Here is a 25119-nt window from a genome sequence, read left to right on the forward strand (position 1 = left end):
GCGGACGGGGCATCAACCGGCGTCGACGACCGGCGTGAGCAGGCTCTCCACCCGGGTGTGCCACTGGTAGTACGACTGGATCTTGTGGTTCTCGCCCTTGGGCGTCGCCGCGATGCCGTAGACGAACTGCTCGCCGGCGGTGTAGGGAGCTTCCTTCACGATCTTCTCGATCACCGGGTCGACCTGAACAGGCAGCCCCAGCGGATCCGTCGTCTTGACGGCGAAGGTGACCCGCTCGATCTTCGACGAATCCCAGCTCAGCGTGGTGTAGATCCCGAAGGCCTGCTCGCAGTACTTCAGCAGCCCCTCGCTCGGCTCCGGCATCCCGGCGTCGCGGAGAACCGCCCGGATCCCCTCCGCCGAGAAGAACTCCCGCTCCGGCGGGTTGAAGTACAGGTTCACCGTGCGCTTCGCGTAGTCGATGCCGATCGTATTGACGATCTCCTCCAGGCCGTACTTCTCGAAGAAGCCCAGGTTGTCGGCGACACTGCGCGGCATCGACGGCAGCTCGACGAGCTTGGCCGCCGGCTGCGGCTCGGGCGCCGGGAAGAACGTCCAGGTCTTCTTGAACCCGCCGACGACCCCGTAGTCGAAGCCGTAACCCCCGATGGGGAACGCCTGGTGGATCTCCTCCAGCAGCTTGCCCACAGGGTGCTCGGTCTTCTCGACGAGCCCCTTCTCCAGAGCGATGGCGTACGGGTCGACGTCCTTGGGCAGCATCGTCCAGCGGCAGTCGACGTCTCCCGCACCGCGCGGCCCGGTCTGCGTCCGGAAGGAGATGACGGTCGGAAGCGCCATCACGTCCTTGTACGCGTCCAGGATGGGCCACACCGTGTCACGCTCGCAGGGAACGCCCATCAGCTGGGCGGTCTTCTCGGTGACCGAGTAGAACTCCGCGATGCCGGTGGTTTCCGACATTCTTCCTCCACTTATCAAGTTGACGTCAGTTGGACGAGGACACACCACGGGCCGCCCTCCCGGGACGGGGAGAACGGCCCGTGCAAGAACGAGCGGACAGCGGATTCACGCTCCGGCCGAACGACCGGGCGGATGCCGGAACCACTGGCCATGGCGGGGCGGTTGCGGCCGCTTCGGGGGGCGCGCAGCGTGAAGCAGACAGGGTGGTGACCGTGAGACGCCGCGACACGGCTTGCCCCACCGGATCACGTCGTTCGCCAGAACCGGCCTCACCGAAGAAGCTGACGGGCTTCAGGAGAACCGCTGCCGCATCGGGCACGGTCCGGTCCGGCGGACATGTCACTCAAGCAACCGCCTGGTCGGCGGTTTTGGGCAGGGTCGGCGTGCAGAAAGAGTGACACGCGCAGTGCTCACACACCAAGGTCCGTCCGCAGTGACGTGGGCCACTCCTAGCGGAATCGCGGACGCCGGATCCGGCGCCGAGCGCGCCCGTTCCCGCTTCTCAAAGCCCACTCAGCCACCACACACGAGGGAGACCCTCACACGCACCCCGCCGGTCGTGAGCCCCAAGGGCGGCTACCTCACCCCATCCCGGAATTCATCACCAGCGAGTCCTGGAACGACGAACCGGCGGGACTCACACGGCCCTCACGGCCTGACGCGAGGAGATCGTCGCCAGCGGCGACGGGCGCGGTCCACGGGGCAGCAGCCGTCGGCGAACTCACCGAGGACGCCTCAGAGTGCAACGCGGAGTTCCACGTCGGCACCATGCGCCAGCTCAAGGGCCTCGAGTGCCAGGAACCCCACTGCCGACGCCCGCGATGGCGCACCGTCGAGTGGCGACCATCGCGCGACTCTCCGAGTAGTGAAGCTCGTTCCGCAAGAGGACGTGCGATGACCTTGGGCCATGCCCCTGTGGTGACGTGGCGGAGTGTCCGTGCGGGCGGCCTACGGGTCAGGATGCCCAGCGACAGAGGTCTGAGCGCGGTGCGGTGACCGTGCGGTCGTTGACCTGTGAATTGCGGGCATTCTGGTCGTGATGGCCTGACAGCCACGCCGCCACACACAACCAAATCGCCCGCTTCCGCACCTCGACGGCCACACCACCCGGCGGGACACGACCTCCCCTGCACCGCGCCAAAGAACTCAAGGCACGCTCCCTGCCCTTCGTGGCCGACGCCCACGCTCGCGACACTCTCCACGTCAGCTGACCCAGCAAGCCCAGCCTCTGCCCGCCGGTTTGACGCGACTGCCCGGGGCCGACGGTCAGCCGGAGAGGGTGCTGGCACGCAAAGCCGCAATGAACGCAACCCAGGATTCCGGTTGGGCGGTGATCATGTGGGAACGTTTGCTGTCACGTATGGGGATGCGGCTGGGTATGTTGTCGGCGATCTCGACGCATTGCTCAAGGCCCTGGCTATAGGTGCTCTTGTGCCAGTCCAGGTGAGGAACGCCAGAGCCAATGGGACTCATGAGTATTGCTCCTCAAGCACTTTACGAATGAGAGTGATTGATGCATCGGCCGAGAGCGAGTCGGCTGCCAGCTGATCGTAGATGGAGGTGATCAGAGGCACCTGGGCCGGTTCGGCGATCAACAACCCATCGGCAGCGGTCTCTTGGGCCACGACTGTACGTCCGCCCTCAAACATCCAGATGACAGCCTGGGCAAGGCTCGTGACCACCAGGGAAGAACCGTCACGTGGCAGCACCTGGGCCCCTACACGCGGCCTCTCACACATCTCCAGGAGGTGTGACAGCTGACGCCGCATGACCTCGGTGTCACCGATGACCTTGTAGAGAGCCGACTCGTCGATGATGGCGCGTACCCATGGGCGCTTCGGACTGTCGAGGACAGCCTGACGTCCCATGCGGAGTGCGACCTTCTCGTCGAGATCACCGCCATAGAGGGGAATGCCCGCACTCAGCAGAGCCGTCGCGTACTCCCGAGTCTGGAACAAGCCTGGGATGAGGAGCGCGTACTGCTGAATCTTCAGTGCATCGGACTCCAGGTCGGAGAGAGCTTCGATCCGCTTCACGTACGCACTGCGCTGGAGAAACGGACGCATCTCCGTGAAGACACCACCCGAATCCAGAACCTCGTCAAGCAGCTTCGCGATGTCCTTCGGCGGCACGCCCTCCGCCCGCTCGAACTGGGCGATCCGGCCGGCGCTGAGCATGACCTTCGCCCCCAGCTCCGCCTGCGTCCACCCGCGCGCTTCGCGCAACTCGCGGATCTACATGCCGTACCACTCGTTCAGATTCGTCGGTTCGATCCGCTTTGGCGCGGGCACGGTCGTACGCCCTCCCGTGGAGACACGGCTCTCTGCGGCCGTTACTTCCGGTCACGCTACCGCCACACAACGACGCCCGTAACCGGAACCAACACGAAACGAACCGTGCGCATGAAGAGCCCAGCCCCGACGGCGGAGTTGGCGCCCGACGCACTCCGCGTACGAGGTCGTACGAGGTCGTACGACCTCAACGACGTACGGCCGGCCCGTCGGCGACCAGTGTCGCGCGGGCACCGGCCGAGGGCATCGGGCTTCACGGCCGAGACTGCGATGACCAGCCGATACCGCTCTGCGAGATTCCCGGTTTTGTGTGCCGAGGAGGCATCCGACAGAATGACCGGGCGATGACCCCGACACCGCCCTCGGCGCCCGAGCCCCCGGCCCCGACGACCGGGTACGCCCCCTTCGCGCACCTCACCGCCCCCAACTCCCCCCTCTATCGGCGGACAATGCGGACCTTCCTCACCGCGAAGGAGCGCTTCGCGGTGCACCTGCGCCCCGAGGACGTGCACGCCGCCCTGCCCGCCGACGAGCGTCCGGCCGAGCTCGACACCGTGGTGAAGGCGCTCGACAGCCTCGTCGAGTGGGGAAACCTGCGCGCCGATCCCGATACGGCCCGTGTCACCGCCGTCGAGGACTTCTACCGCAAGCGGTTCGTCTATCAGCTCACCCGGGCGGGAGAGGCGGCCGAGGAAGCGCTTTCCGTCTACGACGAGGCTCTGGGCCGGCGGGGTGCACTCCAGGCGGTCGCACTGCACGACATCGTCACCCAACTGCGGGCCCTGCTCGTCCTGGGGGCCGAGGGGACACCCGACCCGGCCAAGACCTACCTCGCGCTCGACGCGCTGACCAGCCGGTTCGCGGCCCTCGCCGAGAACGCCCGGGCGTTCATGGGCTCCCTGCAGCGCACCATCGACCTCCACGATGTCGAAGAGGAGGTCTTCCTCGCCTACAAGGACCGGCTCATCCAGTATCTGGAGCGCTTCATCCAGGACTTGATCACCCTCGGCGGACGCATCGCCCAGCTGATCCTGGAGCTGGAGGACAGCGGCGTCATCGCACCACTGCTCCGGACCGCCGCCGCCCGCGAGGCCGCCGACGCCGCTCCGGAGGACGCGGAGCACGCCGAGCGGGAGGCGTACGCGCGCTGGACGGGACGCTGGGACGGGCTGGCCGCCTGGTTCCTCAGCAGGAACGGGCGGGAATCACAGGCACGGCTGCTGCGCGCCCGGGCCCTCGGCGCGATTCCTCAACTCCTCGCGGTCATACGCTCACTGAATGAGCGGAGAGCCGGACGCTCCGACCGTTCCGCCGATTTCCGTACGCTCGCCCGCTGGTTCGCCGAGGCGCCCGACGACGACGCCCGGCACCGCCTGTGGCGCACCGCTTTCGGGCTCCACCCCGCCCGCCATCTCACCGTCGACGCCGAAACCCTCGCCGCCCGCACGGCCCGGCCGGTCCCCGCCGCCACCCCGTGGGCCGAGGCCGAACCGCTGCGCATCAGCCCGCAGTTGCGGCGCACGGGCAGTTACGAACGGCGTGGCAAGCCGCGCAAGGTCGAGGACCGCTCCGAGGCGCGCCGCCATCTCGCCGAGACCGCCGCCAAGCAAGCCGCCGAGACCGCCGCCGCGCGGGCGCGGCTCGCCACCCACGGCGTCACCCGGATCTCCGCCCTCGGTGACCTCGATCCGCTGGCCTTCGGCCTCTTCCTCCAGCTTCTCGGCGACGCCCTCGCCACCTGGCGGCCCGGCATGACGCACACGTCCGCCACCAGCAACGACGGCTCCATGGAGATCCGCCTCACGGCACTCGGCGACGGCACGACCGCCGAGGTCACCACCCCCGGGGGTACGTTCCGGGGCCCCGACCACACCGTCGAGATCATCGACCTGACCGAGGGAGACAGCAGGCGATGAACACCCCGCTCACAGAGGTGCTGGACGGGCAGCGTTCCGCCGAACTCCGCAAGGCCGCGCGTGCCCTGCTCAAGGAGCCCCTCCTGCTCGCACGCGGGCCGCGCTCGGACGACTTCCGGCTCGTCCGCCGCCATGCTTCGGAACTGCGCGAGTGGTTCGACCGCAACACCGGCTGGCCCCTCCATGTGGACGCCGACGCCGCCCGGCTGTACAAGGTCCCCGGCCGTCTCACCGACCCCACGCACCCCGCTCGTGAGGCCGGCCGGGCCGCCGCTCCCTTCACCCGCCGACGCTACGTCCTGCTCTGCCTCGCCCTCGCCGCCCTTGAACGGGGCGAGGCCCAGGTGGCCCTCGGCCGCCTCGCCGATCAGGTCGTTCTGGACGCGGCGGATCCCCACCTCACCGCCGCCGGAATCCACTTCACCCTGGACCGCCGCGACGAGCGCCTCGACCTCGCCGCCGTCGTCAAGCTCCTGCTGAAGCTCGGCGTTCTGCGGCGGGTCGCCGGTGACGAGGACGCGTACGTCAGCGGGGCGGGCGACGTCCTGTACGACGTCGAGCGCCGTGTACTGGCAGGTCTGCTCGCCACCCGCCGGGGCCCTTCCACGGTGCGGGCCGGCACCTTCGACGGGCGCCTGGCCGATCTCGTCGCCGAAACCGCCCTGGACAGCGACGACTTGCGGTTCCGCGCGATGCGCCGCTCACTGACCAGGCGCCTGCTCGACGACCCGGTCCTGTACTACGACGAGCTGACCGACGCCGAGCTCGCGTACCTCACCCGGCAGCGCGGTTTCCTCACCGCCCGCATCACCGAACTGACCGGGCTCGTCGCCGAAGTACGGGCCGAGGGCGTCGCCATGGTCGACCCCGACGACGACCTCACCGATGTCCGCATGCCCGAACAGGGCACCCACGGCCACATCACGCTGCTGCTCACGGAGCATCTCGCGACAGCGCGCGGGCCTGTCACCACCGGCGACCTCCGGCGAAAAGTCCGTGAACTCGCCTCCGAATCCGGTGGTTTCTGGTCCAAGACCGCCAAGGAACCAGGCGCGGAAGGCGAACTGGTCGAGCAGGCGCTCGCCAAGCTCTCCGCACTCGGACTCATCACCCGCCGGGGCGACGGGATCACGCCGCGCCCGGCCCTCGCCCGGTACGCCGTCGGTGAGGCGGTCGTCCTCGAACCCCGCAGCACCACCCGCATGCCCCAGCAGCGAAAGGCAAGCCGGCAGTGACCGCCCTCCCCGTCCCCACCCGCTCCCGCTGGCAACCGATGCGCATCGGGCTCGTCGACCTCTTCCACTACGACGAGGAGGAGTTCCACTTCCGCGACGGGCGGCTGCTGCTGCGCGGCAACAACGGCACCGGAAAGTCCAAGGTCCTCGCCCTGACCCTGCCGTTCCTCCTGGACGGGGACCTCACTCCGCGCCGTGTCGAGCCCGACGGCGACCCGGGCAAACGCATGGAGTGGAACCTGCTCCTCGGCGGCGAACACCCCCATCCCGAACGACTCGGCTACACCTGGATCGAGTTCGGCCGACGCGACGGGACGACCGGCGAGGTGCACTTCCGCACGCTCGTCTGCGGGCTCAAGGCGGTCGCCGGGCGCGGCATCGCCCGCCACTGGTACGCGGTCACCGACCAGCGGATCGGCCAGGACCTCAGCCTGCTCGACGCCACCCGTACCGCCCTGTCCCGTGACCGGCTCGCCGAGGCGATCGCCGGGCACGGAATGGTCTACGACCAGGCCAAGACGTACCGAAGGGCCGTCGACGAGGCGTTGTTCGGCCTCGGCGAGCAGCGGTACGCCGCCCTCGTCGACCTGCTCATCCAGCTGCGCCAGCCCCAGTTGTCCAAGCGGCCGAACGAGGCCGCGCTCTCCCGGGCGCTGACCGAAGCGCTGCCGCCCATGGACCAGGCGGTCATCGCCGACGCGGCGGAGGCGTTCCGTTCCCTGGACGAGGAGAAGGAGGAACTGCGGGCCGCCGCCGAGGCCGAGCGCGCCGCCTCGGCGTTCCTGGACCACTACCGGCGCTACGCCCGCATCGCCTCCCGTCGGCGGGCCCGCCTCCCCCGCAGCGAGCACTCCCGGTACGAACACCTCCAGCGGGACCTCGCCGAGGCCCAGACGGACAAGGCGCGCGCGGAGGAGGACCGGGCGGCGGCCGGGGAACGCATGGCGGTGCTGGAGGAGAAGGAGACACGGCTGCGGGCGCAGGACGCCGCCCTGCGCGCGGGGCCCGAGATGCGCAGCGCCCGTGAGCTGGAGCGGGCGGCCGAGGCGGCGGACCGCACGGCGCGGGAACGGGAACGCGCCGAGGCCGACCACGGGCAGGCCGAACAGCTCCGTACACGCGCGCTGGCGCGGCTCGGTGCGGCCGAGAACCGGCTCGCCTCGGCCGGGCACCGGGCCGGGGTCGTCCTCGTCCGTGCCCGGGAGGCGGCCGGGGAGGCCCTGGTCAGTCTGCCCGAAGAGCCGACCCGGGAGGCGGCCGACGAGGAGGCGGACCGCAGGCGGCGCACGCTCACCCATGTGGAGCGCCTCGCGGACGAGGCCGACCGGACCGTGGGCGAGCGCCGCGCGGCATCCCGGCGGCTCGACGAGGCGGAGTCCGACCTCGCGCTCGCGGCCGGGGCGCTGGACCAGGCGGAGGAGGCCACGGCGGCGGCCGGCCGGGCGCTCCTGGCCGCCGTTCGCGAACATGCCGACGGGTGCCAGGAGTTGGTCTGTCCGGATCCGGCCGGCCTCCTCGACGAGCTCCAGGAGTGGACCCTGCACCTCGACGGGCCCTGCCCGGCCCGGCTGCACGCCTCGCGTGCCCACAGCGCCGCCTCGGCACGGCTCGCCGACCAGGCGGCCGGTCTGAGCCACCGCACGACCGAACTGCGTTCGTCCCTGCGGGAGAGGGAGCGCGAGCTGGCCGAACTGGAGGCCGGTGGCCAGCGCGGCCCGAAGGCTCCGTACACGCGCGCTCCGGGGCTGCGTGAGCGCACGGCCGGTGCTCCTCTGTGGCGGCTCGTCGACTTCCGGGACGGGCTCGGCGACACGGAACGCGCCGGACTGGAAGCGGCCCTTGAGGCGTCCGGGCTGCTGGACGCCTGGGTGCGGCCGGACGGCGCGATCCTCGACGCCGACGGGCACGACGTGCTGCTCGCTCCACTCACCGGTCCCGTGTCCGGGCCGTCCCTGGCCGATGTGCTCCGCCCGGCCGTCGACCGTGGCGACGCGCGGGCCGCGGTGGTCGGCGAGGAGACGGTGGACCGGCTGCTGGCGGCGGTCGGGCTGGGCGGGGAAAGCGGCGCGGACACCTGGGCGGCGGCCGACGGGCGGTTCCGCGTCGGGGCGCTCACCGGGCGATGGGCCAAGACCTGCGCGGAGTACGTCGGCGAGGGGGCCCGTGAAGAGGCGCGACGGTCCCGCATCACCGCCCTGCGGGCAGAACTCGCCGCCATCCAGGACGAGTTGGCGGCCACAGCGGCCGAGGCCGGGGCCGTCATGACCCGCCGCCGCGCCCTCGACGCCGAGCTGGCCGCCGTGCCCGACGACGCGCCGCTCAGGCAGGCGTACGCGCGCGCGGCCGCGGCCGCCGGCGCCGCACGCCGGGACCGCGCCCGCCGCGAAGAACGGGCCGCCGCCCTCGCCGGGGCGACCCGTGCCGCCGAGCGGGCGGCAGCCGAACTGGGCACGACTGCGGCCGATTTGGGCCTGCCCGCCGACCGGGACGGACTCGCCGCCGTCCGCCAGGCCCTCACCGGCCTCGCCCTCGTCCTCGCCGATCTGTGGCCCGCCCTGCGCGAGCGCGCCGAGGCGGCCCGTCAGGTGGATGACGAACGCGACGAGGCCGAACAGGCGGGACAGCGGGCCGCGGAACACGCGCTGCGGGCCGAGGAATCGGCCCGCGAGGCCACCGCCGCCGCCGAGCGCCACAGCACGCTGCGCTCCACGGTCGGCGCGGCCGTCGCCGAGCTCCAGCGGCGCCTCGCCGAGACCACCGCGTCCCTGCGCGAGTGCGGAGCCGAGCAGCGTCGTACGCGCGAGCAGCACACGGAGGCGGACCGGCGGGCCAGCCGGGCCGAAGGCCGGATCGAGCAACTGGAGCACGGGATCGCCGAGGCGGCCGCCGCCCGCGCCGAGGCGATCGCGGGTCTCCAGCGGTTCGCCGGCACCGGCCTGATCGCGGTGGCCCTGCCCGGTCTGGCCGTACCGCCGGCCGGAGAAGGCCCCTGGGCGGCCACCCCCGCCATCACCCTGGCCCGTTCCGTCGAGGCCGAACTCTCCGGCACGGACGACTCCGACGGCGCGTGGGAGCGAGTACAGAGGCGTCTCAGCGAAGAGCTCAAGACCCTGCAGGACGCCCTGTCCCGGCACGGACACACCGCGTCCGCCCGCATGATCGAGGACGGCATGGTCGTCGACATCGTCTACCAGGGCCGCGAACGAGCCGTGCCCGAACTCGCCGAGGCCCTCGCCACCGAGGTCGGTGAGCTCACCCGCATCCTGTCCGCCCATGAGCGGGAAATCCTGGAAACCCACCTCATCACCGAGGTTGCGGGCACCCTGCAGGAGCTGATCGGCTCGGCCGAGCGGCAGGTACGGGCCATGAACGCCGAGCTGGAGGAACGCCCGACCTCGACCGGCATGAAGCTGCGCCTGGTGTGGCGGGCCTCGCGCAAGGCCCCGGCGGGTCTCGACCGGGCACGGGAACGCCTGCGCCAGTCCGCCGATGCCTGGACGGCCGAGGACCGGGCGGCGGTCGGCGAGTTCCTGCAGGCGCAGATCGCGCAGCAGCAGACCGGCGACGCCGCCGGCAGCTGGCTCGAACACCTCACCGCCGCCCTCGACTACCGCGCGTGGCACGAATTCGGCATCGAGCGCCGGCAACAGGGCCGCTGGGTCCCCGCCACCGGACCGGCCTCGGGCGGAGAACGCGTCCTCGCCGTCTCCGTACCCCTCTTCGCCGCCGCCTCCTCCCACTACGCGAGCGCCGGCAACCCGCACGCGCCTCGTCTGGTCACCCTCGACGAGGCGTTCGCGGGAGTCGACGACGACTCGCGCGCCAAGTGCCTGGGCCTGCTGCACGCCTTCGACCTGGACGTGGTGATGACCAGCGAACGGGAATGGGCCTGCTACCCGCAGGTACCCGGCATCGCCATCGCCCAGCTCTCCCGGATCGACGGCTACGGGGCGGTCCTGGTCACCCGCTGGGAGTGGGACGGCTCCGCGCGCCGGCGCGCCGAAGCGGATGGTCCGGAGCTGCTGTAGGCATGAGCGGGACCGACGTCGACCGGCTGCGGCGCCTGCTGGGCACCCCCGAACTCGCCTGGCTGGTCGAGCGCGTACGACGACGCCTCGAACGCGAGCAGCCCCTCACCGGACCCGTCTCGCTGGCCGCCCCGACCGAAGCCCAGCGCACGGCCGTCGAACGACTGCTGGGCCGTGCCCCGCGTCCTGGCCGGTCGTTGACGGTCCGGCTCGACGCCGTGGACGGCGTCCTGCGCCGATCCGGTATCAGCCCCGGCGGCCTCGTCACGGCCGTCGAAGCCCTGACCGGTCCCGTCACTCCCCTCCGCGAGACCCGCCGGAACGAGTCCCGCGCCTGGCAGCAGGCGTTCCGGCCCCTCCAAGCGCTGGGCCGCGACCTGCCCCGCCTCGCCGGCTGGGCCGCCGGGCCGCATACCGAAACCCTTGTACGGCGCCTCGTCCGCACCCCGGAGGCCGCCGGCCCGCTGACCGCCGACGCCGCGAAGGTGCTCCGGGAACTCCCCGCCGAACCCGCCGTATCCCTGCCCGCCTTCGCCGCCCGCACACTCGGCAGCGCGCACGCCCTGGACGACGGGACGCCCCTGACCACGCTCACCCTGTCCGGCATCCGCGCCCTCACCGGCTTCCCCGACGGCAGCGGCGCCGCGTGGCGGCGCGAGGCGTGGGCGTCGGCGGGGCTGCTGCGCGACGCGCTGTCCTCGACTGTCCTCACCCTGAACCTTCGCGGCACCCCCGCCCTGGACTGGATGGCCGGGACGGGCGAACCCTGCGTCCTGACGCTCCGACAACTCACTCACCGTCCCCTTCGATTCGCACCCAGGCTGGTACGGATCTGTGAGAACCCGGCCGTCCTGGCGGCCGCCGCCGACGCCTACGGCGCCGACTGCCCACCACTGGTCTGCCTCCAAGGCCAGCCGTCCGCCGCGGCCCTGACTCTCCTGCGCCATCTCCACGAGCGCGGCGCGGACCTCCTCTACCACGGGGACTTCGACTGGGGCGGTTTCCGTATCGCGAACGTACTGCTGGGCCATGTGCCGTGGCACCCCTGGCGGTTCACGGCCTCCGACTACCGCACCCTGGCCGCCACCGCGTCCCAACTGCCGCCCCTGACCGGCGCACCGGCCCCGTCCCCCTGGGATCCGGCCCTGTCACCGGCCTTGACCGAGCTCGGGGTACGCGTCGAGGAAGAGGTGGCGTTGGCTGCCCTCATGGCAGATCTCGCCTGATCAAGCGCCGGCGATCAGCCGGCGGAAACCGGAAGACCAAGCAGGAAGAAATGGAACAGAGCGACTCCCCCGCGCCTCTCCCCCAAGTCGACAGGCTGGTGACACGGAGCGGCGATCTCAAGAGCGAGCTGGTGGCCTTCGCGCAGAGTCCGCGCTTCGCGAGGCGGCTGGACGCCCGGCTCGACGAGGCCGCCGACCGGCTCGGCTTCCTCGACGAGGAGACCGTCATCCGGACGATCGACCACTTCGCGCTGCAACACCGGCTGGCGGACGGCTCCACGGTGGTCGAGCGGTTCGTGGCCCGGCGCCGGCCGCCGCTGCCGGAGGACGAGCGTGCGATGCTGCTCGGCTGGCGCGACGTGGTCGAGGGGATCTTCGAGGTACAGAGTCTCGACCGCGGCGCCGCCACCCTGCACAATCTGCTCGACGACCTTGTCTACCGGGTCCACTCCAACCTGGGGCGGCGAGCCCTGAGGAAACTCCGCAAGGGGATGTTCGTCGCCTGCCGCATCGTGCCCGTCCGCCCCGACACCGACGCCTGGCTGGTCAGTGGTAACTTCACCACTTACCCGTCCGGCGACGGTGCGGAGTTGGCGCAGACCGCCGCCCGGGCCCTCACGACCAGTCCGCAGTTGCTGCGCCGCAACTCCGAGATGCTGCGCAAGGGCTGGGAGATGCAGGCCGAAGCCCGGGCCGACTTCATCGAGTTGTTCGGCACCGACCTGCTCATCCTGCCCCCCGGCGAAGCCCGGATCCGGCTACGTGAGTACCACCGTCACCGGCAGGACAAGGCCCTTGCCGAACTCGCCACCGAAGCCGCAGCGGAGGCGAGGAACAGCGGACCCTCCCTTGACGAGCTCAGCAGCCTGCCCGAAGACCTTCTCGAGGCGGATGCTGTCGCCGTGATCTGCGACGAGACCGAAGGGATGTGCTACTACGCCGACTTCGGCCGCCTCGACGCGCTGTTCGCCGATCCGGCCCTGGCCCGTGACCGCGCTCATCTGACACGGCTCAGGGAGTACCTGAACGACGACTCCGTCCCTCCCATGGCCATCCGCCGCCTCGTCCAGCGGCACCCCGAGAACGCGGACGCCGTCTTCCGCACGCTCCTGCGCAAGCCCGCGTTCGCCTGGGAGCGGGACGGGGAGGAACTGCTGCGCCTCCGCAAGAAGAGCCACTACGACCACGAGCCCCTGCCCGGCATCACCCCGGTCGGCACCCGCCTCGCCCAACTCCTGCGCGCCCAAAAGCGGAACGAGCGATGAGGCTCACCACCTCCCGGCTCGACGCCATGGTCGAGGAGGCGATCGTCGACGCCTACGACGAGTACGAACAGCTCGCCGCCTTCCATTCGGCCATCGAAGATCGCCTCACCCTGCCGTTCGACACAGCCGTGCTCGGCGTAACAGTGACCGTCACCGGCATCCAGGACCGCCCCGGCAGCGGCATCGTCGCCCTGTGCCGACGCGGCCGGCACCGTCAAGCGATCGGCATCCTCGACCTGCCGCCGCCCGAACCCGCTCCCGAGGGATGGGCCTGGGTGGAGGCATACCGGCATTGGGCGTCGTAAGCCGCATACCGCACGCCTCGCCCCCGCCAAGTACTGGATCACCACGCCCCGGGACGTCGCGGAATCCGCCCGTGCCCCCGCAGCGCCCTTCCGGCCTGTCCGCCCACGTCGCACCCGCGGAAGCCCGCCGGATCGAACGCGACACCTCAACGAGCTCATCACCGTCAGCGAAGCCGAACACAGCGCCGTCACCGCTGTGGAGATCCAAGCCCTGCACGACCAACTCCACCGGACACGCCGGGAGCAGACGCGGGGCGGGACGGACACAGCGTGACTTCCGTTCTCCCGCCGCGCCCGGCCATGGGCAACCGCTCGACGCTCCCCTGTCACAGAGTCACGTGTGTATCAGTGCCTCCGTGCCGGCGCCCATGTGACGACCCTTCCGGCCGGGCCGGTCAAGGCCGAAGCCGAGGCTTGCCCTGTCTGGGCTCACACCCACCTGGAACGCCTGAACCCACTGAGCACACCACCCCGGCTACACGACGTCCCAGAACCGCGCGCCGATGACCTGAGGCCCTTCCACCATGACTGGAGCCCCTATAGCCCCAACTCCTGCTGAAAATCAGCCTTCCGTCGAATCCTCGACGGAGGAGGATGAGAGGTAGGATAGGTAGCATGAGCGAGCCTACCGGCAAGTACTCGATCACGATGCCCAGAGACATCGCGGAAGCCGCCCGCGCGCGCAGCGGCCCTTCCGGCCTGTCCGCCTATGTCGCCGCCGCCGTCGCCCGCCAGATCGAACGCGACAACCTCAACGAGCTCATCGCCGTCGCCGAGGCCGAGCACGGCGCCATCACCGATGAGGAGATCCAGGCCCTGCGCGACCAACTCCACCAAGCGCACCAGGAGCAGACACGGGGCGGAGCGGACGCCGCGTGATCCGCCCCCTCACCGCCACACCGGGCGGCACCCTCGCCCTGGACAGCGAAGGACTGGCCAAGGCCGTACTACGCGACCGCACGGTCACCGCCTGGCTCGCCCTCGCCCGCGCCGACGACCTGCGGGTGATCACGTCCGCAGCCACCCTCGTCGAGGCGGTCCACGCCCGGATCAACCGCCCGGCCCTGGAATGGACACTGTCCCGTCTCGTGGTCGAACCGGTCACCGAACCGATCGCCCGCCACGCCGCCACACTGCTTGCCGACGCCGGACTGCACGGCCATAAGCACGCCATCGACGCCATGTTCAGCGCTACCGCCCTCGCCGCCCGGGGCCCCGTCACGATCCTCACCTCCGACCCGGAGGACATCACCACACTGTGCGGCGCACACGCCACCGTGATCAAGATCTGAGTATCGGCCCACCACGACGCCGCATACCCAGCGGTGGTTTGTTGACGGCGGGCGGGTGCGGGAGTAGACGGATATCGCCCGTAACGCCCACACCGCGCATCACGCACACCCACAAACCCGCAGGTCAGGCGTCCTTGGCCACCGGCTTCAAAATCGCCACGCACTCAACGTGATGGGTCATCGGGAACAGATCGAACACCCGCAGCTTCGCCACCCGATACCCCTCCCCCGCGAAGTACTTCAAGTCCCGCGCCAGCGCCGCCGGATCGCACGCCACATACGCGATCCGACGCGCGCCCAGCCCCGCCAGATGCCGGACCGTCTCCCTCCCCGCGCCCGCCCGCGGCGGGTCGAGGACGACGATGTCCGCGGAGTCGATGCCCGTGCGCGGGAGGACGGACTCGACCTTGCCGTGTTCGATGCGGACGCGGTCGAGGTCCTGGAGGTTGTGGCGGGCGTCCTCGACGGCGCGCTTGCTCGACTCGATGCCGAGGACCGCGCCCTTCTCGCCGATGCGTTCGCCGAGGGCGCCGGCGAAGAGGCCGACGCCGCAGTAGAGGTCGAGGGCCATGTCGCCCTTGCGGGGCATGAGGCCCTGCATGACGGCCTGGACAAGGGTGTCGGCGGCCTTGGGGTGAACCTGCCAGAAGCCGCCCTCGCCGACGCGGTACGTGCGCTCGTCCGCGCGCTCGCGGACGAAGGGACGGCCGTGGACCCGGTGGATGCGGCCGTCCTTCTCCCCCACGCGCATCACCGAGACCGGCTTGTCCAGTTCGACGATCGGGAGGCGGCCGCCCGGCTTCGGGGTGAGGATGACCTGGCGGTCGGCGGAGCCGCTCGCCGCGATGGCCTCGACGGAGGCGATCTGGGGCCAGTCGCGCTTCTCGATGCCGAGTTCCGTGACGCCCGGAGCCGCGATCAGGCAGCGGTCGATGATCTGGACCTCGTGGGAGCGGTGCTTGCGCAGGCCCGCGTGGCCCTCGGCGTCCACCGCGTACTGCACACGGGTGCGCCAGGCGGGGACCCGGCCGGCCGGAAGCTTGTCGCCCTCGGCGGGAACGACGGTGCCGTCCCAGCCCGCCTCCTCGGGGGTCAGGCCCGCGAGGCGGCGCAGCTGTTCGGCGACGACCTCGCCCTTGAGGCGGCGCTGGGCGCCCGGCTTGGCGTGCTGCCAGTCGCAGCCGCCGCACTTGCCGGGGCCGGAGAAGGGGCAGGGGGCCTCGACGCGGTCCTTGGAGGCGTCGAGGATCTCGACCGCGTCGGCGCGCAGGAAGCGGGAGGTCGATTCGCCCTCGGTGACGCGGGCGATCACGCGCTCGCCGGGGAGGGCGTGGCGGACGAACAGGACGCGGCCGGCGTCCGTACGGGCGACGCAGTGGCCGCCGTGGGCGACCGGGCCGACCTCCACCTCGTACTCCTGGCCGACCAGCGAGTCCGTCGATTCCGTCTGCATGGTGGAAGAGCTCCTGGTGGGGTGGGTGGTGCGGCGGGACAACAGCCGCTCAGTCTACGTCCCGCCGCGCCACCCACCCGACGCGCTACTTCTTCGTGGCGGCCTTTTCCTTGCGGGGCTGCGCGACGGGGCCGCGGCGCACCGCGCCCGGGGCGTTCCACTCGGCGCGCTTGCGGGCGCGGCGGCGGGCGGCCTCGGAGGAGTCGAGCTGCCAGGGGACGGAGGTCACCATGACACCCGGCGTGAAGAGCAGGCGGCCCTTGAGGCGCAGGGCGCTCTGGTTGTGCAGCAGGTGCTCGTACCAGTGGCCGACCACGTACTCGGGGATGTAGACGCTGACCACGTCACGCGGGCTCTCCTTGCGGAGCGACTTCACGTAGTCGATCACCGGCCGGGTGATCTCGCGGTACGGCGAGTCGAGGATCTTCAGCGGGACGTCGACGCCCCGGTTGTGCCACTCCTCGCGCAGCGCCTTGGTCTCGGCCGGGTCGACGCTGATGCTCAGGGCCTCCAGCGTGTCCGAGCGCATCAGCTTGGCGTAGCCGAGGGCGCGCAGGGTCGGCTTGTGGACCTTGGAGACCAGCACGATGGAGTGCACCCGGGAGGGCCGTACGGCGTGCTCGCCCGGCTCCTCGGCGAGGGCGATCTCCTCGGCGACCCGGTCGTAGTGGCGGCGGATCGCGGTCATGGTGGCGTAGAAGATCACCATGCCGAGCAGGGCGACCCAGGCGCCGTGGGTGAACTTCGTCAGCAGCACGACGACGAGGACCAGGCCGGTGAGGAAGCCGCCGAAGGTGTTGATCGCCCGGGAGCGGATCATGTGGCGGCGCTTGGCCGGGTCGGTCTCGGTCGCCAGGTGGCGGTTCCAGTGCCGGACCATGCCGATCTGGCTGAGGGTGAAGGAGACGAAGACGCCGACGATGTACAGCTGGATCAGCTTGGTGGAGTCGGCCCCGTAGATGTAGACCAGCACCGCCGCGGCGCCGGCCAGCAGCACGATGCCGTTGGAGAAGGCGAGCCGGTCGCCGCGGGTGTGCAGCTGGCGCGGCAGGTAGCGGTCCTGGGCGAGGATCGAGCCGAGCAGCGGGAAGCCGTTGTAGGCGGTGTTCGCGGCCAGGAAGAGGACGAGCGCGGTGGCGGCGGCGAGCAGGATGAAGAGGAACGATCCGTTGCCGAAGACCGCCTCGGCCACCTGTGAGATGACCGGGTTCTGGGTGTAGCCGTCGCCGACCGGCACGCCGTTCTTGAGCAGGTCGGTGGCCGGGTTCTCGGCCATCCGGACCTTGGTGACCATGGCCAGGCCGATGATGCCGCAGAACATGGTGACGGCCAGGCCGCCCATCAGGGCCAGCGTGGTGGCGGCGTTCTTCGACTTCGGCTTGCGGAAGGCGGGGACGCCGTTGCTGATCGCCTCGACGCCGGTGAGCGCGGCGCAGCCGGAGGAGAAGGCCCGCAGCAGCAGGAAGACCAGCGCGAAGCCGGCGAGGCCCTGGTGCTCGGCGTGGATGGTGTAGTCGGCGGTGGGGGCCTTCATGCTGTCGCCCGCGACCAGGCCGCGGTAGGCACCCCAGGCGATCATCAGGAAGACGCCGCCGACGAACACGTACGTGGGGATCGCGAAGAGCTTGCCCGACTCCTTGACGCCGCGCAGGTTCATCAGGGTGAGCAGCACGATCACCACGACGGCGCAGATGGTCTTGTGCTCGATGATGAACGGCACGGCCGAGCCGAGGTTCTCGATGCCGGAGGAGATCGAGACCGCGACGGTCAGGACGTAGTCGACGAGCAGGGCGCTGGCGACGGTGAGGCCGGCCTTGGGGCCGAGGTTGGTGGTGGCGACCTCGTAGTCGCCGCCGCCGCTGGGGTAGGCGTGGACGTTCTGGCGGTACGAGGCGACCACCGTGAACATCAGCACGACGACCGCGACGGCGATCCACGGGCTGAACTTGTAGGCCGACACGCCGGCCACGGAGAGGACGAGGAGCACTTCGCCCGGCGCGTACGCCACCGAGGAGAGCGGGTCGGACGCGAAGACGGGGAGTGCGATGCGCTTGGGAAGAAGGGTTTCTCCCAGCTTGTCGCTGCGCAGCGCCTGCCCGATGAGGATCCGTTTCGGCAGGTCGGTCAGTTTGGACACGCAGAGGATCGTAAGGGTTCGGTATTGACCGCGCCCACCCGCCACCCACCAGTAACGGAAATCGGATTCCGGGCGATCACCGGTTCCGGTGGGTGACGGCAGAGGTCACAGGTGCAGGTGTGCCGGGAGGGACCGGTGGCCGTTGGAGATGAAGGAATCGACCGGCTCCAGCAGCTCCGGGGCGACCGCGAGGGTCAGTTCGGGGAACCGCTCGAAGAGCGCTGGCAGGGCGACGGCCGCCTCCAGCCGGGCCAGCGGGGCGCCGATGCAGAAGTGGACGCCATGGCCGAAGGCGAGGTGTTCCTTAGTGGCACGTGTCACGTCGAAGACGTCGGGACGGGTGCCCTCGCCGTACCGCTCCGGGTCGCGGCCGGCGGCCGCGTAGGCCGCGAGGATCGCGTCGCCCTTGCGGAGGGTGACGCCGCCGTCGAGCTCGATGTCCTCCACGGCGTAGCGCAGCGGCAGGTTGGCGACGGGCGTCTGGACGCGGAGGGTCTCCTCGACGACGTCGTCCCAGCCGGCCTTCCCCGCGCGGACCAGGGCGAGCTGCTCGGGATGGGTGAGCAGGGCGTGGATGGCGTTGTCGAGGAGGTTGACGGTGGTCTCGTGGCCGGCGCTGATCACCAGCAGCAGGGTGTCGAGGAGTTCCTGCTCGCTGAGCCGGGTGTCGCCCTCGTCGTCGCGCGCGGCGATCAGGGCGCTGGTCAGGTCGTCGCCGGGCTCGGCGCGCTTGGCGGCGACGAGTTCGCCCAGCAGCCGGTACATCTCGGTGTAGGTCGCGGTGACCTCCTCGGGGTCGGCCGAGGTGTGGAAGATCGAGTCGACGCAGCGGCGCAGGCCGGCGCGCAGTTCCTCGTCCCCGACGCCCATCAGCTCGCAGATGACCTGGATGGGCAGCGGGTAGGCGTAGCCCTCGCGGAGGTCCACGGTGGCGCCGGGGCCGTGCGTGGCGAGGCCGTCGAGGAGCTCCGCGGTGATCTTCTCGATGCGGGGGCGCATGCCGGCGGTGCGGCGCGCGGTGAGGGCCTTGGCGACGAGGCCGCGCAGCCGGCGGTGGTCACTGCCGTAGGCGGTGAACATGTTCTGCACCGCGACCCAGGTGAACAGCGGCCACTCCGGGGAGATCTCGCCGTTGATCCAGGCGGGCCAGTGCCGGCGCGGGTCCTTGGAGACGCGGGGGTCGGTGAGCAGGCGCTTGAGCAGCGCCTGGGAGCTCACCGCCCATGCCACCACGCCACCAGGGAGCTCCACGGGGGTCGCCGGCCCGCGGGAGCGGACGCGGGCGGCCTCGCCGTGGACGTCCCGGCCGGAGGGGTCGATCCGGAGGGGCGGGAGGGAAGGTTCCATCGGCTGTCTCCAGGGGTCTCGGCGGGGGGCTCGACGGGTGTCCCGGCGGGTGTTTCGGCGGGGAGTCCGGCAGCGCGCGCGGCGGCCGGTTCCGGCGCCCGCGCGGGGACGGGCTGCGGCGGGAAGCGGACGGGCAGCGCGGTCAGCGCGCGGTGGAAGGGGCCGGGCCGCCACACCAACCGGTCGTCGGGTACGGCCAGTTCGAGGTCGGGGAGCCGGTCCAGGAGCCGCTCGACGGCGACGGAGGCGATGAGCCGGGCGGGGTCCTTGGCCGGGCAGTGGTGGGGGCCGGCGCTCCAGGCGAGGTGGGCGCGGTTGCCGGTGCGCTGCCCCGAGTGCCGCTCGGGGCGCAGCGCGGGGTCGGTGTTGGCGGCGGCGAAGCTGACGACGACGGGGTCACCCGCGCGCAGCCGCACGCCCGCGAAGTCCAGGTCGGCCGTGGGGTAGTGGACGCCGTAGTTGGCCATCGGCGGGTCGAGCCACAGGACTTCGTCGAGCGCGTCGTCCACGGGCATGCTGCCGCCGGCCAGATCGCCCGCGAAACGGTCGTCGCACAGCAGCAGGCGCAGCGCCCCGGCGACGAGGTTCTGCTGTGGCTCGGTGCCCGCGCCCATGAGGACGACGATCTGGTGGATCATCTCCTCGTCGGTGAGCCGGGCCGGGTGGGCCATCAGCCAGGAGGTCATGTCGGCGCCGGGCTGCCGCCGTTTGATGCCGATGAGTTCGGTGAGGGTGGTGTAGACGAGGGTGTTGGCGCGTTCGGCGTCGACGCCGTCGAAGATGCCGGACATGCCCTCGACGAGGCGGTCGCCGAGCTCGGGCGGGCAGCCGAAGAGCTGGTTGAAGACGAGCAGCGGCAGGACCTTGGCGTAGGAACCGAGCAGGTCGGCCTCGCCGAGCGCGGTGAAGCGGTCGATGAGGGTGTCGGCGCTGCGCTCGACGTAGCCGCGCAGGGCGTTGGGGTCGATGCGCTCCAGGCTGTCGGTGACCGCGCCGCGCAGCCTGCGGTGCTGCTCGCCGTCGGTGAACAGGCAGTTGGGCCGGTAGGCCATCATCGGCACGACGGGGTTGTCCGGCGCGATGCGGCCCTCCGCCAGGTCGCGCCAGCGCCGCGGGTCCTTGGCGAACGTGCCGGGGCTGCGCAGCACTTCGAGGGCGGCACGGTAGTCGGTGACCAGGTGCGCCGGTACGCCGGGGGCGAGTTCGACGGGCACGACGGGCCCGTGGGCGCGCAGCCGCCGGTAGACGGCGTGCGGGTCGGCGGCGAACTCCGGTCCGTGCAGCGCGGTCGCGCCCCGGTGGGCGGGGCACTGCCCGGTGCCCGGGGCGGGGCGGTGGTTCACACGGGCTCCCGGGTGATGGTGCGGGTGTGGAGCAGGTGGTCCACGAGGGTGATCAGGGCGCGGGTGGCGGAGCGGCGGTCCCGGGCGTCGCAGGTGACCAGCGGGGTCTCGGGGAGCAGGTCCAGGGCCTCGCGGATCTCCTCCTCGGGGTGCGCGGGGGCGTCGTCGAAGTGGTTGACGGCGACCGCGTACGGCAGGTCGTGCTCCTCCAGCAGGCCCATGACGTCGAAGGACTGCTCCAGCCGCCGGGTGTCGGCCAGGACGACCGCGCCGAGGGCGCCCTGGGTCATGTCCAGCCACAGCCGGGTGAACCGCTGCTGGCCGGGGGCTCCGAAGAGGTAGAGGACGAGGCCGTCGTTGATGGTGATGCGGCCGAAGTCCATGGCGACGGTGGTGGTCGTCTTGCCGGCGGTGCCGGCCAGGTCGTCCAGGTGCGCGCCGGCCTGGGTCATCGTCTCCTCGGTGCGCAGCGGCCGGATCTCGGAGAGGGCCCCGACGAACGTGGTCTTGCCCACCCCGAAGTGACCGACGACGAGCACCTTCGCGGCGGTGCGCACGGTCCGTGGCAGGTAGACGCCGCTGTCGTGTGCGCCGCCGTCGCGGACGCCGCTGTCACGGACGCCGCCGTCACAGGCGAGCGCGGAGTCCATCGAGCACCTCCTGGAGGATCTGGGCCTCGGGCAGCTGGGCCGAGGGGATGGGGGCCCGGGTGGCGAGGTGGCCGCTGTCCACCAGATCGCCGAGGAGCACCTTGGTGACGCTGACCGGAAGGCCGAGGTGGCCGGCGATCTCGGCGACGGAGAGGGCGCCGCCGAGGCAGAGCTCCATCATGCGGCGCTTCTCCGGGCTGAGTCCGGCCAGCGGCCGGTCGCTGTGCGCCATGACCAGGGTGACCAGGTCGAAGGTGTTGCGCGTGGGGTGGGACCGGCCGTCCGTGACGACGTACGGCCTGACGAGTCCCCGCTCGCGCCGCGGCGTCGCCGGGGTCATGCCGGACTGCCCGGGCCCTGCCAGCCGGTGTCCTGCCGCGGCGGGGTGCTCAGTTCCTTGCCGAGGCCCGCGACGGTCTTCTGCATGCGGAAGGTGACGGCCTCCATGTCGACGTTCTCGGTGGCCGAGACGGCGAGGTAGGCGCCGGGTCCGGCGGCGATGAGGAAGACGTAGCCGTGGGCGAACTCGATGAGGGTCTGCCGCCAGGGGGTGTCGCGGGGGGCGGGGTGGGTGCAGAAGTCGGCCGTGGAGCGGCTGATCGACTGGAGGCCGGAGAGCGCGGCGGCCTGGCGTTCGGCCTCGTCCCGGGCGATGCCGGCGGAGTGGGCGCGCAGCATGCCGTCGGCGGAGAGCAGGATCGCGTGGCGGGCCTCGGGGATCTTGACGACCTCGTCCAGCATCCACGCCAGGTCGTTGTTCAGGTGGTCGTTCACGCGGAGGGGTTCCCTTCGTCTTCTGCGGGGGCCGGGAGCGGGCCGGGGAGCGGGGTGCCGGACGCGGGGGTGCGTCCGGAGCGGGTGCCGCGGGCGAACGCGCCCATGCGGCGGGCGGTCTCCTCGGGCGACCGCTCCGCGGGAGCGGGCGCCTCGGCGGCGGGCGTCGCGGCGGTCGGCCGGGGAGCGGGGTGGCCCGCGGACCCGGGGCGGCGCCGGCGGCGCTTGGGCAGACCGCCGGCGGTGGTGGCGCGGGGCGGCTCGGGCGCGGGGTGGCCTGCCGGCCCGGGTACGGGCTCGGGGGCGGCCCCGGCCGGATCCGCCGCCGACGCGAGGTGGTCCGCCGGGCCTGGCCCGGGTGCGGGGACGGCCCCGGACGGCTCCGGTGCCGAGGCCGGCTGCGCTGCCGGCGCGGGCGCGGGACGGTCCGCCGGGTAGGCGGCGGACGGCCCGGTGGGCTCCGCAGCCGGGTGACCCGACGGCGCGGACCCGGACGGCCTCCGGGCCTGATACCAGGCCGGGGTGGTCCCGGACGGTCCGTCCACCGGATGGCCGGCCCACGGGGACGCGGAGGCGGCCTCGTCCGGCTCCCAGGCCGACCGGTCCGACGGGGCGGCGGACGGCCCGGGCGCGGGACGACCCGCCGTCCCCGGCCGGGCGGGCCACTCCGGCGCGGGCGCCTGACGGCCCGTCGGTTCGCCGGACGGCGCGAACGGCTCCGGCGCCTGGCGGCCCGCCGGACGGGCGGGCACCCCAGGGGCCCCCGGGCCCGCCGGCGAGGCGGACGGCGGCGTCCGGTGCGTCCCTCCGCTCCGCGGAGCCGCCGTGCGCCCCGGCGCCGCCAGCGGCACCGTCCCGGGCCCGTCGAGGTCCAAGTGGTTCAGCAGCGCGACGGGCAGGAACAGGACGGCCCGCACACCGCCGTACGGCGAGCGGGTGTCCACGGAGACGCTGAAGCCGTAGCGGGCGGCGAGCGCCCCGATGACGGGGAAGCCGAACTGCGGCGGGTCGCCGAGCCGGGAGACGTCCACGCCCCGGCGGCCGGACAGCAGCGCGACGGCCCGTTCCACCTCCTCGCGGTCCATGCCCACGCCGGCGTCGTCGATGACGACGCACGCGCCGTTGTGCACCGGCTGGAGGCTGACCTCGACGGTGGTGTTGGGCTGCGAGTGGCGGGCGGCGTTGTCGAGGAGCTCGGCGACGGCGAGCACGACGGGCTCCACCGCGCGGCTGACGACGGCGAGCGTCTCACCGGCCGGGCCGTGCACCCGGACGCGGCGGTAGTCGCGGATCCGGGACGTGGCGCCGCGCACGACGTCGGTCAGCGGCGAGGCGACGCGCTGCCGGCCGGGCCACGAGCCGCAGAGCACGCCGATGGCCTGGGCGCGGCGGCCGAACTGGGAGTTGGTGTGGTCGATCTCCAGCAGGTCGCGCAGCACTTCGGGGTCGTCGTGCCGGTCCTGCATGGTGGAGATGGCCAGTTGCTGCTCATGCGCGAGGCCCTGGAGGGCGCGCATGGAGGCCCGCAGCGCCGCCTTGGCGGACTGGTCGGCACGCACCTGGGCCTTGTCCACGGCCCGGGCGAAGTGGTCCATCACGGCCTGGAGGCTGTGGGCGAACGCGGTGCCGGCGAGCCGGTCGTCGAGGATGCCGGGCAGCGGCACGGCGGTGTCCGCCGAGTCCGTGACGGCCGGCAGCCGCACGTCGACCAGACGGGCGGCCTCCTCGTCGCGCGCCCGCACGCTCTCCTCCAGCGCGGCGGCGCGGGCCCGCAGCGCGGCGGCGATCCGGCGCTGGCGCACCAGCAGGACCACCGCGGCGACCAGTGCCACGGCCAGGCACCAGATCCCCGCTCCCGATATGTGATGTGACATCAATTCCTCTTGGACGCCGGTTCGTGCGGGCGGCGGGACGGGGTCGCTGCGTCCTGACGTCCCGTCCAAAAGCGGAATACGCGGATCATCCAACCACACCCGTGACCCTGCATCCGTTCTCGTTCTCGAATACCGAACAAACAAGCGCCTCCTGTCCGCCCATGCCGGGGCGAGCAGGAGGCGACAGGGGGTTTTCGGTCGGCATTCGGCCGGATTCCGGCCGGGATCCGGCCCGAACGGCGTCCGGGAAGGACGAGCTGACCTGCCGTCAGGCGGAGAGGCCGATCTTCAGGGCGGTGGCGATCCCGGTGGCCCGGCGGGCCTGGTAGGCGACCGCGGCGAGGTTGTCGGGGTGCACGTTGCCCGGCTGGTTGTGGGTCACGCTGCTCGCGCCGTACGGGTTGCCGTTGGCCTTCTCGAACTGGACCGGGTCGGTGAAACCGGGCGGCACGATGATCGCGCCCCAGTGGTAGAAGGTGTTGTTCAGCGCCAGGATGGTGGATTCCTGGCCGCCGTGCGCGTTGTTGGTCGAGGTGAAGGACGAGACGACCTTGTTGGTCAGCTTGCCCTGGAACCAGATCCCGCCGGTCGTGTCCAGGAACTGCTTGAGCTGGGCGGCCGGCAGACCGAAGCGGGTGGGCGTGCCGAAGAGGATCGCGTCGGCCCAGACCAGGTCGTCCAGTGTGGCCTCGGGCACGTCCTCGGTGGCCGCCGCGTGGGCCGCCCAGGCCTCGTTGGCCTCGACGGCGCTCTTCGGGGCGAGCTCGGCGACCTTGCGGAGGCGCACCTCGGCACCGGCCTTCTCGGCCTCGGCCGCGGCGGCCTCCGCCATCTTGTGGATGTTGCCGGTGGACGAGTAGTAGATGACGGCGACGTTGGTCATGGCCGAGCGGACTCCTTGATGTCGAAGGTGTCGAAGGTGTCGAACCGGTCGAGCGGTGTCGGCACATGGTGAGGGGTTACCGTGCGAACGGCCAAGCCGGGGCCCGCAGTCAGTCAACTCGCCGCTTCCCGGAGCACGTCCGGATTCCGGACCCCGAAGGCCCCCGAATGTGACGAAGTAGG

Annotated in this window: 20 protein-coding genes; 8 read left to right on the top strand and 12 right to left on the bottom strand. The window is 71.7% G+C overall.

Translation table 11 applies throughout. The annotated features are described in order from the left end of the window. Positions 1 to 12 precede the first annotated feature (12 nt). From I5Q34_RS30480 to I5Q34_RS30490, 3 genes are all read right to left on the bottom strand, one after another. Complete coding sequence (locus I5Q34_RS30480) at positions 13 to 918, bottom strand: aromatic prenyltransferase (RefSeq protein ID WP_199895679.1); 906 nt, start codon at positions 916 to 918, stop codon at positions 13 to 15. Between the two features lie 1266 nt (positions 919 to 2184). Next, positions 2185 to 2391, bottom strand: a complete 207-nt coding sequence (locus tag I5Q34_RS30485; protein ID WP_199895680.1) for a DUF397 domain-containing protein — start codon at positions 2389 to 2391, stop codon at positions 2185 to 2187. Next, on the bottom strand, positions 2388 to 3143 hold the full coding sequence (locus I5Q34_RS30490; protein ID WP_199895681.1) for a helix-turn-helix transcriptional regulator: 756 nt from the start codon (positions 3141 to 3143) through the stop codon (positions 2388 to 2390). Before I5Q34_RS30490 ends, I5Q34_RS30485 begins: the two co-directional genes overlap by 4 nt. Before the next feature lie 410 nt (positions 3144 to 3553). Here I5Q34_RS30490 and I5Q34_RS30495 point away from each other — a divergent pair, with 410 nt between their 5' ends. From I5Q34_RS30495 to I5Q34_RS30530, 8 genes are all read left to right on the top strand, one after another. Then, positions 3554 to 5125: a TIGR02677 family protein gene (locus I5Q34_RS30495; RefSeq protein WP_199895682.1), complete on the top strand. Its 1572-nt coding sequence runs from the start codon at positions 3554 to 3556 to the stop codon at positions 5123 to 5125. Continuing rightward, on the top strand, positions 5122 to 6360 hold the full coding sequence (locus I5Q34_RS30500; RefSeq protein WP_199895683.1) for a TIGR02678 family protein: 1239 nt from the start codon (positions 5122 to 5124) through the stop codon (positions 6358 to 6360). The genes I5Q34_RS30495 and I5Q34_RS30500 overlap by 4 nt, the downstream gene beginning before the upstream one ends. Beyond that, positions 6357 to 10388: a TIGR02680 family protein gene (locus I5Q34_RS30505; protein ID WP_199895684.1), complete on the top strand. Its 4032-nt coding sequence runs from the start codon at positions 6357 to 6359 to the stop codon at positions 10386 to 10388. Before I5Q34_RS30500 ends, I5Q34_RS30505 begins: the two co-directional genes overlap by 4 nt. 2 nt (positions 10389 to 10390) lie before the next feature. Continuing rightward, positions 10391 to 11614, top strand: a complete 1224-nt coding sequence (locus tag I5Q34_RS30510; protein ID WP_199895685.1) for a TIGR02679 family protein — start codon at positions 10391 to 10393, stop codon at positions 11612 to 11614. 50 nt (positions 11615 to 11664) lie between these two features. Beyond that, positions 11665 to 12879 carry a hypothetical protein gene (locus I5Q34_RS30515; RefSeq protein ID WP_199895686.1) on the top strand — a complete coding sequence of 405 codons (1215 nt, stop codon included), beginning with the start codon at positions 11665 to 11667 and terminating at the stop codon, positions 12877 to 12879. Beyond that, the gene (locus I5Q34_RS30520) at positions 12876 to 13184 is read left to right on the top strand and encodes a hypothetical protein (RefSeq protein ID WP_199895687.1); all 309 of its coding nucleotides are present in this window, start codon (positions 12876 to 12878) and stop codon (positions 13182 to 13184) included. Before I5Q34_RS30515 ends, I5Q34_RS30520 begins: the two co-directional genes overlap by 4 nt. A gap of 615 nt (positions 13185 to 13799) precedes the next feature. After that, entirely contained in the window at positions 13800 to 14063 is a 264-nt protein-coding gene (locus I5Q34_RS30525) for a CopG family transcriptional regulator (RefSeq protein WP_199895688.1), read from the top strand. Further along, the gene (locus I5Q34_RS30530; RefSeq protein WP_199895689.1) at positions 14060 to 14476 is read left to right on the top strand and encodes a type II toxin-antitoxin system VapC family toxin; all 417 of its coding nucleotides are present in this window, start codon (positions 14060 to 14062) and stop codon (positions 14474 to 14476) included. Before I5Q34_RS30525 ends, I5Q34_RS30530 begins: the two co-directional genes overlap by 4 nt. A gap of 124 nt (positions 14477 to 14600) precedes the next feature. Here the strand turns inward: I5Q34_RS30530 and I5Q34_RS30535 are convergent, their stop codons facing one another. The 9 genes from I5Q34_RS30535 to wrbA form a co-directional block, all read right to left on the bottom strand. After that, entirely contained in the window at positions 14601 to 15929 is a 1329-nt protein-coding gene (locus tag I5Q34_RS30535; protein WP_199895690.1) for a class I SAM-dependent RNA methyltransferase, read from the bottom strand. Positions 15930 to 16014: 85 nt separating this feature from the next. Next, positions 16015 to 18066, bottom strand: coding sequence for an APC family permease (locus tag I5Q34_RS30540; protein WP_199895691.1), 2052 nt, complete (start codon positions 18064 to 18066; stop codon positions 16015 to 16017). Positions 18067 to 18171: 105 nt separating this feature from the next. Beyond that, positions 18172 to 19284: a cytochrome P450 gene (locus tag I5Q34_RS30545; protein ID WP_277965590.1), complete on the bottom strand. Its 1113-nt coding sequence runs from the start codon at positions 19282 to 19284 to the stop codon at positions 18172 to 18174. Then, positions 19281 to 20756, bottom strand: a complete 1476-nt coding sequence (locus tag I5Q34_RS30550) for a cytochrome P450 (RefSeq protein ID WP_277965591.1) — start codon at positions 20754 to 20756, stop codon at positions 19281 to 19283. Before I5Q34_RS30550 ends, I5Q34_RS30545 begins: the two co-directional genes overlap by 4 nt. Then, complete coding sequence (locus I5Q34_RS30555) at positions 20753 to 21406, bottom strand: ATP/GTP-binding protein (RefSeq protein WP_199895693.1); 654 nt, start codon at positions 21404 to 21406, stop codon at positions 20753 to 20755. The genes I5Q34_RS30550 and I5Q34_RS30555 overlap by 4 nt, the downstream gene beginning before the upstream one ends. Next, complete coding sequence (locus I5Q34_RS30560; RefSeq protein WP_199895694.1) at positions 21384 to 21746, bottom strand: DUF742 domain-containing protein; 363 nt, start codon at positions 21744 to 21746, stop codon at positions 21384 to 21386. The genes I5Q34_RS30555 and I5Q34_RS30560 overlap by 23 nt, the downstream gene beginning before the upstream one ends. Further along, entirely contained in the window at positions 21743 to 22180 is a 438-nt protein-coding gene (locus I5Q34_RS30565) for a roadblock/LC7 domain-containing protein (RefSeq protein ID WP_199895695.1), read from the bottom strand. Before I5Q34_RS30565 ends, I5Q34_RS30560 begins: the two co-directional genes overlap by 4 nt. Beyond that, positions 22177 to 24054: an ATP-binding protein gene (locus I5Q34_RS36190; protein ID WP_234429702.1), complete on the bottom strand. Its 1878-nt coding sequence runs from the start codon at positions 24052 to 24054 to the stop codon at positions 22177 to 22179. The genes I5Q34_RS30565 and I5Q34_RS36190 overlap by 4 nt, the downstream gene beginning before the upstream one ends. A 268-nt stretch (positions 24055 to 24322) precedes the next feature. Beyond that, positions 24323 to 24937, bottom strand: a complete 615-nt coding sequence (wrbA, locus tag I5Q34_RS30575; protein WP_199895696.1) for an NAD(P)H:quinone oxidoreductase — start codon at positions 24935 to 24937, stop codon at positions 24323 to 24325. Positions 24938 to 25119: the final 182 nt, after the last annotated feature.

The organism is Streptomyces sp. AV19 (assembly GCF_015999245.1).
GTDB lineage: Bacteria > Actinomycetota > Actinomycetes > Streptomycetales > Streptomycetaceae > Streptomyces.